This is a genomic window from Thermoanaerobaculia bacterium (assembly GCA_018057705.1).
In the GTDB taxonomy this organism is placed as follows: Bacteria; Acidobacteriota; Thermoanaerobaculia; order Multivoradales; family JAGPDF01; genus JAGPDF01.
Window position 1 is genome coordinate 37170 of sequence record JAGPDF010000016.1, and the last position, 13173, is coordinate 50342.

Sequence of the window (13173 nt, forward strand, 5' to 3'; positions counted from 1 at the left end):
GGGGTAGATGGGGACAATCCTCTTTTGTCCTTGCTGCTGTTCCGCCTGGGGCGCTCTGGCGCTCGGGATCTAGAGTGGGCGACCACGCCTCAAATAGGAGCCCGCTCTAGATCCCGAGTGCCGGAGTGCCCTACCACCGAAGCAAAACTTGAGTCGCAGTGAGACGGACCGGACAGGACCCCGAGCGCACCGGAAGAAGAGAGCACGCAGAGGAATGAAGCGCGATCGCGTTAAGCTCGCGTGCAGCGTGACGGCCGAAAACTCAACCCCGCGAGCCTCCGCTTCCGCTGTACCCATCCGCCTGGACACGCCGCTGCGGTTTCTCAAGGGGGTGGGGCCGGGGCGGGCGGAGAAGCTGGCGGGGGCGGGGCTCTCGACGGTGGAGGATCTGCTGCTGACGGTGCCGTTGCGGTATGAGGACCGGCGGCGGGTGGCGCGGGTGAAGGAGATCCAGGGGCCGGGGGCTTGGACGGTGGCGGGTCGGCTCGAGGATCTGCGGGCGATCCGGACGCGGCGGCGGGGGATGGTCATCGTGCGCGGGCGGCTGGTGGACGACTCGGGGGCGATTCCGGTCTCGTGGTTCAACCAGCCGTACCTTCTCACGCGCCTCCAGCAAGTTCCCGGCGCCACGTGGCTCCTCCACGGGGCGGTGAAGGGGGCCGACTGGGGGCTCTGGGAGATGACCAACCCGACCTGCGAGGCGGTCGATCCGGAGCAGACCGATCGTGCCGGGCGGATCGTCCCGATCTACTCGAAGGTCGCGGGTCTCCCTTCCGGGCTCTTCGCGCGTCTTCTCGCGCAGGCGCTGCCGGCGCTCGACGCCGTCGTGGTCGCTTCCAAGCCCGACGCCGCCCACGCTTCAAACAATGCCGGCGCCGCGGCCGGCGCTTCCCATGTCGCCGCCGCCCACCCTGCCAGCGCCGCGCTCGATCTGCTGCCGCCGGAACTGCTGAAGCGCTACGCGCTGCCTTCGCTGCCGGTGGCGCTGCGGCAGTTGCATCGGCCGCCGGCGAACACCGATGTCGAGGCGCTGAACCGCGGAGAGAGTGGGGCGCACTCGCGGCTCGCTTATGGCGAGCTGCTCGAGTTTCAGCTCCAGCTGGCGCGGCGGCGGGCGGGCGAGGCCGCGATCGAGAAGCGGCATCGCTACCGCGTCGACGACGCGGTACGCGGCGCGGCGCGGGCCATGCTGCCGTTCGCGCTCACCGGGGCGCAGAAGCGGGTGGTGAAGGAGATCGTCGACGATCTCAAGCGTCCGCAGGCGATGCTGCGGCTGTTGCAGGGCGACGTCGGCAGCGGGAAGACCATCGTCGCGGCGATCTGCCTGCTGCTCGCCTCCGAGAGCGGTCTGCAGGCGGCCTTCATGGCGCCGACCGAGCTCCTCGCCGAGCAGCATTTCGGCAACCTGCGGCGTTTGCTGGGCGGGCGCTGCCGAATCGAGCTGGTGAGCGCCTCCGGTTCGACGGCGGCGGTGAAGCGCGCCCTCGCCGATGGCTCGGTCCAGATCGCCGTCGGCACCCACGCGCTCATCCAGCGCGGTATCTCTTTTCACCGTCTCGGCCTCGCGATCATCGACGAGCAGCATCGCTTCGGCGTCGAGCAGCGGAAGGTCCTGCAGTCGAAGGGCGACCAGCCCGACATTCTCGTGATGACGGCGACGCCCATTCCGCGCACCCTCACGCTGACCCTGTACGGCGACCTCGACGTCTCGCAGATCGACGAGATGCCGCCCGGCCGCGGAACGCTCCTCACCGAGGTCCTTCCCGGTGGCGAGCGCAAGGAGGTCTACCGCCGCCTGCGCGCCGAGCTCGCCGCGGGGGCTCAAGGGTACGTCGTCTTCCCGCTGATCGAAGAGAGTGAGGAGATCCCTGCGGCCTCTCTCGCGGCGCTCGGCGCGAAGGTGAGGGAGTACCTGGCCGACTTTCCGAGCGCCGTCCTGCATGGAAAGATCCCGGCGGTGGAGCGCGAGAGGATCATGCAGGAGTTCGCCGCCGGGAAGATCAAGGTGCTGGTCGCGACGACCGTCATCGAGGTCGGCGTCGACGTGCCCAACGCCACCTGGATGATCGTCGAGAGCGCCGAGCGCTTCGGCCTCGCCCAGCTCCACCAGCTGCGCGGCCGGGTCGGGCGGGGGAGCGGGGCGTCGCATTGCCTGGCGCTCCACGGCCGGCTCTCCGAAGAGGGGACGAAGCGGCTCGACGTCTTCGCCTCGACCCGTGACGGCTTCGCCATCGCCGAGGCCGACCTCCAGATCCGCGGCCCCGGCGACCTCCTCGGGACGCGCCAGGCCGGGCTGCCGCGCTTCCGCGTCGCCGACCTCGCGACCCACCTCGCCTGGATCGAGCGCGCCCGCCAGGACGCCCGCGAAATCGTGGCGCGCTTCGATGCCCCCGAGTATGGGCGACTGCGCGCCCGGGTGGAGGCGCGCGCGGCCCGGCTGGGCGACCAGCTGGCGGGAGGCTGAATGGCACCCTCACCCGGGTCACCGCGACCCCTGCGCGTCCTGCTGGTCGCCAACACGCTGCCGCCACACGACCTCTCCGGTGTGGGCGAGCAGGTGCTGCAGCTCGCTGCAGGCCTCCGGGCGCGCGGCCACGAGGTCGAGGTGCTGGGGCGCGGCGGCGACGGCGCCCGCGGACCGAAGGTCCTCTTCCCGTTGACGATCGTCCTCCCGGCCCTGCGCCGGATCCGCGACTTCCGGCCCGATGTCGTGCAGCTTCACGAGTCCGACGGCGGCCTGCTCGGTTTCTGGCTCGGTCTGCGGAAGGTCCGCCCCCTGCTCGTCGCCCTGCTGCAGGTGAGTTACGTCGAGGAACGGCGCGCCGTGCGTCCGTTGCGCGACGGCGCCGAAGTCCTCGGCGTGCCGGAGGCGACGGAGCTGCGCTTCCGGCGTTTCAAGGCGCCGCTCCACATTTTTTTCGGGCGCCGCACGGCGCGCGCCGCGGACCTCATCCTCGCGCCGAGCGCGACCACCGCCGCGGAGCTCGCGCGCGACTACGGCGCCCACGACACGGCGGTTCTCCCCAACGCCTCGGGCGGCATTCCGGCCGCGCCGCAGGCGATTCCGGAGATCGCCCAGGACCGCGAGCCCGGCCTGCTCTTCGTGGGGCGCCTGCGCATCCGCAAAGGGGTCGAGGTGCTGTTGCGCGCCCTCGCGCTCCTCAAGGGCGACGGGCGGATGCCGCGTCTCCGCATCGTCGGCGAGGGGGAGCACCGGCAGGCGATCGAGCGCGCCGCGGTGCGTTTCGCGGTCCGCGACCAGGTCGACTTTCTCGGCCGCCGGGGCCCGGGCGAGATCCGCTGGCTGCTCGAGCGCTCCGCGGCGCTGGTCGTGCCCTCGATCTACGAGGGGATGCCCCTGGTCGTCCTCGAGTCGATGGTCGCCGGGGTGCCGGTCGTCGCGAGCCGCGTGAGCGGCATCCCGGAGGTCGTCCTCGACCCGGAGACCGGCTGGCTGGTGCCGCCCGAGGACCCGGCGGCGCTCGCCCGGGCGCTCGGCGAGCTGCTCGCCGACCCGGAGGGGGCCCGTCGTCGCGGCGCGAGTGGACGCCGCAGACTCGAGGAGCGGTATCGTCCAGAGGTGATCGCCGAAAGCTGGGAGTCGATCGTCGGTGCCGCCGTCGCGGAACGGAGAGGGCAATGAACCGCTTCGCGAGAATCATGCAGGGGCTCGGATGGGTGGGCGTCGCGCTCCTGACGGTCGTCTGGGCGCAGGGCTTCGTCGTCCGCGACGAAGCCCCGGCGCTGGCGCAGCACAGCACGCTCGCCCTGGCGGCCGCCTGCTTCTGCATCCTGCCGCGCTTCTGGACGGTCGCCTACCTGACCCTCGCCGCTCGCGCGAGGCGCACCCGTGGTTGCGTACCGGGGGAGCGTGCCGCCCGCCTGCGTCGCCTCGCAGTGGTGACGGCGGTCGTCGCGGTCGCCGGGCTGGCCGGGTCGTTCGCTCTCGCCGGGGCGATCCTGGCGCGCCGCGCCAGCCCGCTGCCGCACGCCCTCGCCGGCTGCCTGGGGATCGCGCTCCAGATCGCCGCCCTCGTGCTCGAGCGCCGCGCCCTGCTCGCCGACGCCGAAGAGATGGCGGCGATGACGGCGGTGCCGGTACCCGACACCTCCGCCAGGAGCGGCGGCAGGGGCGGGAGTGCCGTCGGCGAAGCCTCCTGAGCGCCTCGGCGTCTGGACCAGCTGCTATACTGCCGGCCGTTCGTCCTGATCCGTGTCCCCCGGTGGTACAGCTTGAGGAAGCGGCGCCGGCGAAGTGACGCCGGAACCTGAAGGAGCCTCTGTGTCGGACTCTCAAATCGTACTTTCAGGAATGCGCTCCACCGGGAAGCTCCATCTCGGCCATCTCTTCGGCACCCTGCACAACTGGGTCGAGCTGCAGGAGAAGCATCGCTGCTACTTCTTCGCCGCCGACTGGCACGCCCTGACCAGCGACTACGCCGACCCGTCGAAGGTCACCGAGAACACCGTCGAGGCGTTCGCCGACTGGATCGCCGCGGGTGTGGATCCCGAGCGGTCCGTCGTCTTCGTCCAGTCGATGGTGCCGGAGCACGCCGAGCTGCATCTCATCCTGTCGATGATCACGCCGCTCGGCTGGCTGGAGCGCGTCCCGACCTACAAGGACCAGATCCGCGAGATCGAGAATCGGGACCTGAACACCTACGGCTTCCTCGGCTACCCGGTCCTCCAGACCTCGGACATCATCCTCTACCGCGCCCACTTCGTTCCCGTCGGCGAGGACCAGGCGAGCCATCTCGAGCTGTCGCGCGAGATCACGCGCCGCTTCAACAGCCTCTACGGCAACGTCTTTCCGGAGCCGAAGGCGCTGTTCACGAAGACCCCGAAGGTGCCCGGCCTCGACGGCCGCAAGATGTCGAAGTCGTACGACAACGCCATCAACCTCTCGGATCCGCCGGCGGTCGTGCGGCAGAAGTGCATGACCATGTTCACCGACCCGACGCGGGTGAGGAAGAGCGATCCCGGGCATCCCGAGAGCTGCAACCTGTTCGAGTTCCACAAGCTGCTTTCGCCCTTGGATCTCCAGGAGCGCGTGGCGCGCGACTGCCGCGCGGCGGTGATCGGGTGCGTCGAGGACAAGAAGCTCCTGGCGGAGCAGATCATCGCCCTCCTCGAGCCGATCCAGCAGCGGCGCCACGAGCTGCTGCGCGAGCGCGGTGCGCTGCTCTCGCTGCTGCGCGATGGTTCGGTGCGCGCCCGCGAGCGCGCCCAGGAGACCATGGCGCAGGTGCGCGGCGCCCTCGGTCTCGACTACGACCGCCTCTTGCAGCGGGAACTCCAGTGAGCGCGGCACCGGCCGTCACCCGCCTGCTGCCGGAGGCGTGGCGGGTCCACCTGCCGGTGTTCGACGGGCCGCTCGACCTCCTGCTGCACCTCATCAAGCTCAACGAGGTCGAGATCACCGACATCCCGGTGGCGACGATCTGCGATCAGTTCCACGAGTACCTGCGGCTGATGGAAGAGATGGACCTGGACATCGCCGGCGAGTACATCTACGAAGCGGCGCTGCTGATCCAGCTGAAGTCGCGGCTCCTCCTGCCGCGCCCGAAAAAGACCGACGGCGAACCCTCCGACGAGGATCCGCGCGGCGAGCTCGTGCAGCGGCTGCTGGAGTACCGCCGGATCAAGGAGGCGGCGCAGGCCCTGGCCGAGGTGGACCGCATGCGGCTCGGTCTCTGGGCCCGCCGCAAGCCCGCCTGGGAGGAGGAGCAGGGCGAAGAGGTCGACATGGACGAGGTCTCGCTCTTCGACCTCCTCTCCGCCTTTCGCGGCGTGCTCGACCGCTACGACCGGGAGAATCCCGATCCGATCCTGTTGCCGGCGGAGAGTTACCCGGTGCGCGGCCAGTTCGAGCGCCTGCTCGACATCCTGAACGCCGGCGCGCCCTTCGACTTCATTCACGACCTGCGGACCCGGAGCTGCCGCGCCGAGGCGATCGCCGCGTTCCTCGCGGTCCTCGAGCTCGCGCGCTTGCGGCTGGTGCGGATTCACCAGACGGAGTCCGGCGAGATCGTCCTCTACCGGACGACCCTCGATCCGACCGCGGAAGACCTGGAGAGTGTGGACGCATGATCAGTCGAGCCGATCTCGAGGCCGCCCTGGAGGCGGTGCTGTTCGCAGCCGCCCAGCCGGTGCCCGTCGACCGCCTGGCCGGCCTCTTCGAAGGTGTCTCGGCGGAGGATCTCGACGCCGCTCTGACCGCGCTGCGGGCGCGCTATCAACCGGAGCCGGGACGGGGCCTGTTCATCGAAGAGGTCGCCGGCGGACTTCGCATCGTGACGGCGGCGGAGTACCATCCCTATCTCAAGAAGTTCTTCGACGCCGCCGGCGGCAACAAGCTCTCGATGGCGGCGATCGAGACCCTGGCGATCGTCGCCTACCGCCAGCCGGTGACGGCGCCGGAGGTGCAGGAGATGCGCGGCAAGCAGTCCCAGGCCGTGATCCGCAACCTGCTGGAGAAGCGCCTGCTCCGGATCTCGGGGAGGAAGGAAGTGGTCGGCCGGCCCTTCCTGTATTCGACCACGCGGGAATTCCTCATGCATTTCGGCCTGAAGGGCCTGGGTGAGCTGCCGCCTCTCGAGGAGTTCGAGGAGACGTTCGGCAGCGAGCCGGTCGAAGCGATCGAAGTTCCCGATTCGACCGCTGCGACGGAGACGATGGAAGCGCATGAGCCCGCCGAATCCGATTCGGCGGCAGCGTTCGAAGTGGAGTCTTTAAGTCCGGAGGAATCGTGACCGCAGAGAGGTTGCAGAAGATCCTGGCGAGAGCCGGTGTCGCCGCCCGCAGGAAAGCCGAGAACCTGATCACCGAAGGCCGGGTGACCGTCAACGGCAAGGTCGCCGTGCTCGGTGAGAAGGCCGATCCGGCCGTCGACTCGATCAAGGTGGACGACAAGCGCATCCAGGCCGCCACGTCGCAGCGGTATCTCCTCCTCAACAAGCCGCGCGGTTACCTGACCGCGGTCGAGGACGAGGCCGGCCGGCCGACGGTCATGCAGCTCGTGCCGCAGCACTGGCGCAAGGCCCTGATTCCCGTCGGTCGCCTCGACTACCAGACCGAGGGGCTCCTGCTGCTCACCGACGACGGTGAGTTCGCCCAGCGCATCTCCCATCCGCGCTACGGTTGCCACAAGACCTACGAGGTGAAGGTCAAGGGAACGCCCGAAGAGGCCGACCTCGACCGCCTGCGCAAGGGGATCGTCATCGAAGGCAAGCGGACCTCCCCCTGCCGGATCACCTGGATGAAGAGCACCGGCAGCCGCGACGAGGAGGGGGGCAACACCTGGTTCGCCGTCGAGCTCTCCGAAGGCCGCACCCGCCAGGTGCGCGAGATGTTCTTCCGCATCGCGCATCCGGTGCAGAAGCTGCGCCGGGTCGCGATCGGCCCGCTGCGCGACACCGAGCTGCCGGTGGGAGCGCTGCGCGAGCTCTCCGATCGCGAGCTCGCCTTGCTGCGCAAGGCGACCGAAAAGGTGGTGGCGAAGGCGACCAAACCGCGCGCCGCCAAGCGTCTGCCGGCCGGACTCTCCGAGCGGTCCACCGGCACCGAGCGGCCGGCGCGAGCCGAGCGCCCGGTGCGCGCGGAGCGCGCCGAGCGGCCGGTGCGTCCGTTCCGGCCCCAGCGCACGGCGCGCGTCGAGAGCCCCGAAGCGGACTCCCGTCCGGCGCGCCCGTTCCGCGCCGACGGTGCGGCGCGGCCCGCGCGGCCTGAACGTCCGGCACGCGCCGAGAGACCCGAACGAGCGGCGCGCGCGACCCGGGCGGAGCGCCCGGCTGCGGCCGACCGCCCGTCGCGCAAGCCACGGCCGGCCGGCTCGTCCCGTCCCGATGGCGCACGTCCCCCCGGTCGTGGGCGACCGGCCCCCGGCGGAAAACCGCGGACCTCGCGCCCGCGGTGAGCGAAACGCCTCCCCCCCAGAGTCCTCCGATGCCGCTCGTCGTGGTCGCGATCGACGGCCCGGCCGGGGTGGGAAAGAGCACCGTGGCCCGCCGCCTCGCGGCGCGCCTCGCGGTGCCGTACGTCGACACCGGCGCGATGTACCGGGCGACGGCGCTGCACCTTGCCGACCATGGGATCGATCCGGAAGACCGCGCGGCGGTTGCGACGGCGGTCGAGTCGATGCCGCTCCGGCTGGTGCTGCTCGCCGGCGGGGCCCAGGTCGAGCTCGGCGGCGAGCGGCCGGGCGAGCGCCTGCGCCGGCCGGATGTCGCGGCGCTGACCTCGCGCATTGCCGTCCATCCCGAGGTCCGTCAGCGCCTGGTCGCACTGCAGCAGGAGTTCGTCCGCCGCCATGGCGGCGTGATGGAGGGTCGCGACATCGGCACGGTGGTCGCGCCGGAGACACCGTTCAAGTTCTACCTCGATGCCGACCCGGGGGTGCGTGCCGAGCGCCGGCACGCCGAGCTGGTGGGGAAGAGGGGCGGGCCAGAGCCCGGCCCGGAGCCGGGCGAGGTCGCCCGCGAGCTCGCCGAGCGCGACGCCCGCGACAGCTCGCGCAGTACCTCGCCCCTCCAGGCGGCTCCGGACGCCTGCCGGATCGACACCGGCAGCCTCGATCCCGAAGCGGTCGTCGAGGTGATGCTGGGCGAAATCCAGCGGCGCGCGGCGCGCGGCTGATCGCGCCCGCCGCGGCCGGCCGCCGGTTGCCGGTTCAGCCCTGCTGGGCGAGCCGCTCGAGCACGGCACGCTCCCAGTGCCGCGGTCCGAGCAGCTTCACGTCGGCGATCCTTGCCTCGGCCATGCGGTCGGCAGCGACGGAGGTCGGGATGCCGTCGCGCTTTGCGATCGCGAAGACCCGCAGGACGTTGTCGAAGATGCCGCGCGCCCGGCGCAGGGCGCGGTCCTGGTCGTAGCCGATGAACTCCTGGAAGACGTTGATCAGGCCGCCGGCGTTGATCACGAAGTCGGGCGCATAGAGGATCCCGCGGGAGTCGATCTCGGCGCCATGCCGGGCGGCGTCGGCCAGCTGATTGTTGGCGCCGCCCGCGACCGCCTTCGCCTTGAGGCGGGGGAGGGTGTCGTCGTTGAGGATCGCGCCCAGCGCGCAGGGGGCGAAGATGTCGCAGTCGACGTCGTAGATCGCCTCCGGCTCGACGATCTCGACCCCCAGTTCCCGGGCCTCGGCGATGGCGTCGCGGTCGATGTCGCAGCCCACGATCCGCGCGCCCTCGTCCTTGAGGTAGCCCGCGAGGTAGCCGCCGACGTTGCCGAGCCCCTGGATCGCGACGGTGCGCGCGCCGAGCTCCGTCGATCCCCAGAGGGTCTCGGCCGCAGCCTTGATCCCCTGCAGGACGCCCAGCGCGGTCACCGGCGAGGGGTCTCCACCGCCGCCGAGCTCGGGCGCGACGCCGGTCACCCACGCGGTCTCCTGCGCGATGAGCTCCATGTCGGAGGTGTTGGTGCCGACGTCCTCGGCGGTGATGTAGTGGCCGCCGAGCGAGCCGACGAAACGCCCGAAGGCGCGGAAGAGGGCCTCCGACTTGTCCTTCTTTGGGTCGCCGATGATGACCGCCTTGGCCCCGCCGAGGTTGATCCCGGCCGCCGCGGCCTTGTAGGTCATGCCGCGCGACAGCCGGAGCGCGTCGGTCATGGCGGCGTCGAAGCTCTCGTAGGGCCACATCCGCGTGCCGCCCAGGCCCGGGCCGAGCACGGTCGAGTGGATGGCGATGATCGCCTCGAGGCCGACTTCCCGGTTCGAGCACAGCAGCACGCGCTCGTGCCCCATCTCCTTCATCTCGGCGAAAGCGTCCATGCGATCTTCCTCTCGTGCCCGAAGGGCCCCATGTCCAAATGGATTGCCGCGAAAACCCGCGGATTCTACTGCACGGTCCCCGTACAATCGCCGCATGAACCGCCGCGCCGATGCCGCCTGGGTCAAGGAGCTCGCGCTCGCCGCGGGCTTCGCGCGCGCCGGCATCGCCACCGTCGCTCCCTCCGCGACGGGCGCTGCCAACGACCGCTGGATCGGTGAAGGCGGGCATGCCGACATGGCCTATCTCGAGAGGCATGCCGCGCTGCGCCGGGATCCTCGCGACCTCCTTCCCGCCGCGCGGAGCGTTCTTTGCGTCGCGCTCGATTACGCTCCGCCCGCCGACTCCCCCGAACCCGCAGGAGACTTCTGGCCGGGTGTCGCGCGCTACGCGCGCGGGCAGGATTACCACGATTCCCTGCGCGAAAAGCTCGGTAAAGTAAAAGTGGCGATCGAAGCGGAGGTGCCGGAAATCGAGGCGCGGATCTGTGTCGATACGGCCCCGCTCCTCGAGCGGGAGTGGGCGGCGCGTGCCGGTCTCGGTGCGTTTGGCAAGAACACCAACCTCCTGCACCCCGAAAGCGGGTCCTTTTTTCTATTGGCCGAGCTTTTGCTTTCTCTGGATCTGGCACCGGACCTGCCGGTCTCCGACCTCTGCGGGGCTTGCACGAGGTGTGTGGAGGCCTGTCCGACCGGCGCGCTGAGCGCCTACCGGCTCGAGAGCTCGCGCTGCATCAGCTACTGGACGATCGAGCAGCGCGGCGACATTCCGCCCGCGATCCGGGCGGGGATGGGGGAGTGGGTCTTCGGCTGCGACATCTGCCAGGAGGTCTGCCCCTGGAACGGCGATCCGGTGGGGGAGCTCGCCGCGGAGTTCGCGACCCCTCCGGCGCGGCAGCAGCTCTCGTTGGCCGGCGTCCTGGGCGGCGAGGAGGGCGACCTCCGGGCGCTCCTGCGCGGCAGTCCGCTTCTACGTCCCAAAGTGGACGGCCTGAAACGAAATGTCGCGGTGGCGATGGGAAATCGGCGCGATCCGGGATATATTGCGTCTCTGGCCGAGGCGCTCGAGAGCGGCTCACCCGTAGTCCGCAGGCACAGCGCCTGGGCTCTGGGGGAGATCGGCACAGTGGAGGCGAAGGAAATCCTGCAGCGAGCCCTCGAAGGCGAGGCGGATCCGGTCCAGCGTTTCGAGCTGGAAACGGCCCTCGGCCCCCTTTGACAGCGGGCGCGAGCGACCCATATACTTTCAAGGCTCGAATTCTCAACGGCTTAGAATGTCGAGTCCCCTTTCCAGGGGCACGAGGCCAGGCCTCGAAAAAAATCCAAACCAGGAGGTAGTACCGGAATGAGCTTGGGCAAGCAGCGCGCGGAAATCGATGAGGAGATGAGCGCCGAGGACCAGCGCGCTTACGAGCAGTTCATCGGACTGTACGACCAGAGCATGAAGAACCTCGCCGAAGGCGAGATCGTCAAGGGCCGGGTCGTCACGATCACCAACAACTCCGTGGTGATCGACGTCGGCTACAAGTCGGAAGGCCTGATCCCCGTCGCCGAGTTCCACAACGAAGAGGGCAAGCTGACCGTCGCGGTCGGCGATGACGTCGAGGTGCTCCTCGAGAAGACCGAGGACCTCGAAGGCCACATCCTGCTGTCCTACGCCAAGGCGGCGCGCATGCGCGTCTGGACCGACGTGGAGAACAGCTTCAAGGAGGGCCGGATCATCAAGGGCCGGGTCATCGATCGCATCAAGGGCGGCCTGACGGTCGACGTCGGCGTCCGCGCCTTCCTGCCGGGATCGCTCGCCGACATCAAGCCGGTGAAGAACCTGGAGAGCCTCAAGGGCCGCGATCTCGAGTTCAAGGTCATCAGCCTCGACCGTCGCCGCAACAACATCGTCCTGTCGCGCAAGGCCGTCCTGGAAAAGGAGTACGAGCGCAAGAAGGGCGAGACGCTCGAGCGCCTGCAGGAGGGCGAGCGCTTGAAGGGCGTCGTCAAGAACATCACCGACTACGGCGTGTTCGTCGACCTCGGCGGCATCGACGGTCTGCTGCACATCACCGACATCTCCTGGGGCCGGGTGAACCATCCCTCGGAGCATTTCAACGTCGGTGACGAAGTGGACGTCATCGTGCTCAAGTTCGACCGCGAGTCCGAGCGCGTCTCGCTCGGCTACAAGCAGCGCCAGGAGGATCCCTGGATCCATGTCGACCAGAAGTTCCCGGTCGGTGCTCGGGTCGAGGGCAAGGTCGTGAGCCTCGTCGACTACGGCGCGTTCGTCGAGCTCGAAGAGGGTGTCGAGGGTCTCGTGCACGTCAGCGAGATGTCGTGGACGAAGAAGGTGGTCAGCCCGGCGAAGCTCCTCGTTCCCGGTCAGCAGCTCGCCGCCATCGTCACCGAGCTCGACCTCGGCCAGCGCCGCATCAGCCTCTCGCTGCGCCAGATCGAACGCAATCCCTGGGAAGGACTTTCCAACCTCTTCCCGGTGGGCTCGATCATCGACGGCCGGGTGCGCAACCTCACCGAGTTCGGCGCCTTCGTCGAGATCACCGAGGAGATCGACGGCCTGGTTCACGTCTCCGACATGAGCTGGACCAAGCGCATCAAGCACCCCAGCGAGGTCCTGAAGAAGGGCGACACCGTCCGCGCGCGCATCACCAACATCGACGTCGACAACCAGCGCGTTTCGCTGTCGATCAAGGAGTTCCTGCCGAACGAGTGGCAGGAGTTCGTCGAGAACAACCGGGTCGGCGACATCGTCACCGGCCGCGTGGTCAACGTCACGGACTTCGGTCTGTTCATCGACATCTTCGACGGCCTCGAAGGCCTCGCGCACATCAGCGAGATCGACTTCGCCGGCGGCAAGCTCGAGAGCACGTTCCCGGTCGGCAAGTGGGTCCGGGCGCGCATTCTCCGGATCGAGCAGGACGAGAAGAAGGTCGGTCTCACGATCCGCGGCGTCTCGCAGCCCTCCGACGAAGAGGTCGCCGAGCTCGAAGCGTCGGTTGCCGCCAAGACGGTCGAACCCACCGAGCCCACCGAGCCGGCGGAGTCGGATGGCGAAGCTTCCTGAGCCGGTAAAGGGGCAGCCCGTGGAGCCGGCGAACGATGGACTCACCAAGGCGGATCTCGTCGAAGAAGTGGCGAGGACCGCGCAGTTGACCAAGAAGCAGGCCGAGGGGATCGTCAATCTCGTTTTTCAGACGATCATCGACTCGCTTCGGGAGGGGTCCAAGATCGAGCTCCGCGGGTTCGGCAGCTTCCGGATCCGCAACCGCGGCGCGCGGCTCGGGAGGAATCCAAAGACGGGGGAGCGGGTGGAAGTCCCGCCGAAGCGGATTCCCTACTTCAAACCGGGCAAGGAGCTCAAAGAGCAGCTCAATCAGTCGGCTTCCTGACGCGGAGATTCG

General features: G+C 69.4%; 12 protein-coding genes. 11 read left to right on the top strand and 1 reads right to left on the bottom strand.

The features are described 5' to 3' along the window. Window positions 1-214: 214 nt before the first annotated feature. The 8 genes from recG (at window position 215) to KBI44_07490 (ending at window position 8634) form a co-directional block, all read left to right on the top strand. Window positions 215-2464: an ATP-dependent DNA helicase RecG gene (gene recG, locus KBI44_07455; protein ID MBP9144301.1), complete on the top strand. Its 2250-nt coding sequence runs from the start codon at window positions 215-217 to the stop codon at window positions 2462-2464. Beyond that, on the top strand, window positions 2465-3643 hold the full coding sequence (locus tag KBI44_07460; protein MBP9144302.1) for a glycosyltransferase family 4 protein: 1179 nt from the start codon (window positions 2465-2467) through the stop codon (window positions 3641-3643). Beyond that, a complete protein-coding gene (locus KBI44_07465) occupies window positions 3640-4161 on the top strand; it encodes a hypothetical protein (protein MBP9144303.1) in 522 nt (173 codons plus the stop codon). The genes KBI44_07460 and KBI44_07465 overlap by 4 nt, the downstream gene beginning before the upstream one ends. 121 nt (window positions 4162-4282) lie before the next feature. After that, window positions 4283-5302 (top strand): tryptophan--tRNA ligase, encoded by a 1020-nt coding sequence (gene trpS, locus KBI44_07470; protein ID MBP9144304.1) that lies wholly within the window; start codon window positions 4283-4285, stop codon window positions 5300-5302. Beyond that, window positions 5299-6090, top strand: coding sequence for a segregation/condensation protein A (locus KBI44_07475; GenBank protein MBP9144305.1), 792 nt, complete (start codon window positions 5299-5301; stop codon window positions 6088-6090). Before trpS ends, KBI44_07475 begins: the two co-directional genes overlap by 4 nt. Then, window positions 6087-6752 (top strand): SMC-Scp complex subunit ScpB, encoded by a 666-nt coding sequence (gene scpB, locus KBI44_07480; protein MBP9144306.1) that lies wholly within the window; start codon window positions 6087-6089, stop codon window positions 6750-6752. The genes KBI44_07475 and scpB overlap by 4 nt, the downstream gene beginning before the upstream one ends. Beyond that, window positions 6749-7915 carry a pseudouridine synthase gene (locus tag KBI44_07485; GenBank protein ID MBP9144307.1) on the top strand — a complete coding sequence of 389 codons (1167 nt, stop codon included), beginning with the start codon at window positions 6749-6751 and terminating at the stop codon, window positions 7913-7915. Before scpB ends, KBI44_07485 begins: the two co-directional genes overlap by 4 nt. A gap of 29 nt (window positions 7916-7944) precedes the next feature. Next, window positions 7945-8634, top strand: coding sequence for a (d)CMP kinase (locus tag KBI44_07490; GenBank protein MBP9144308.1), 690 nt, complete (start codon window positions 7945-7947; stop codon window positions 8632-8634). 34 nt (window positions 8635-8668) lie between these two features. Here the strand turns inward: KBI44_07490 and KBI44_07495 are convergent, their stop codons facing one another. Next, window positions 8669-9769, bottom strand: a complete 1101-nt coding sequence (locus tag KBI44_07495) for a Glu/Leu/Phe/Val dehydrogenase (GenBank protein MBP9144309.1) — start codon at window positions 9767-9769, stop codon at window positions 8669-8671. Window positions 9770-9863: 94 nt separating this feature from the next. On the opposite strand from KBI44_07495, the gene queG reads away from it, so the two are divergent. The 3 genes from queG to KBI44_07510 all read left to right on the top strand — a co-directional run bounded on the left by queG (window position 9864) and on the right by KBI44_07510 (window position 13161). Continuing rightward, window positions 9864-10985, top strand: a complete 1122-nt coding sequence (gene queG, locus KBI44_07500; protein MBP9144310.1) for a tRNA epoxyqueuosine(34) reductase QueG — start codon at window positions 9864-9866, stop codon at window positions 10983-10985. Between the two features lie 126 nt (window positions 10986-11111). Next, window positions 11112-12836 (top strand): 30S ribosomal protein S1, encoded by a 1725-nt coding sequence (locus KBI44_07505; protein MBP9144311.1) that lies wholly within the window; start codon window positions 11112-11114, stop codon window positions 12834-12836. Then, window positions 12820-13161 carry an integration host factor subunit beta gene (locus KBI44_07510; protein ID MBP9144312.1) on the top strand — a complete coding sequence of 114 codons (342 nt, stop codon included), beginning with the start codon at window positions 12820-12822 and terminating at the stop codon, window positions 13159-13161. Before KBI44_07505 ends, KBI44_07510 begins: the two co-directional genes overlap by 17 nt. Window positions 13162-13173 lie beyond the last annotated feature (12 nt).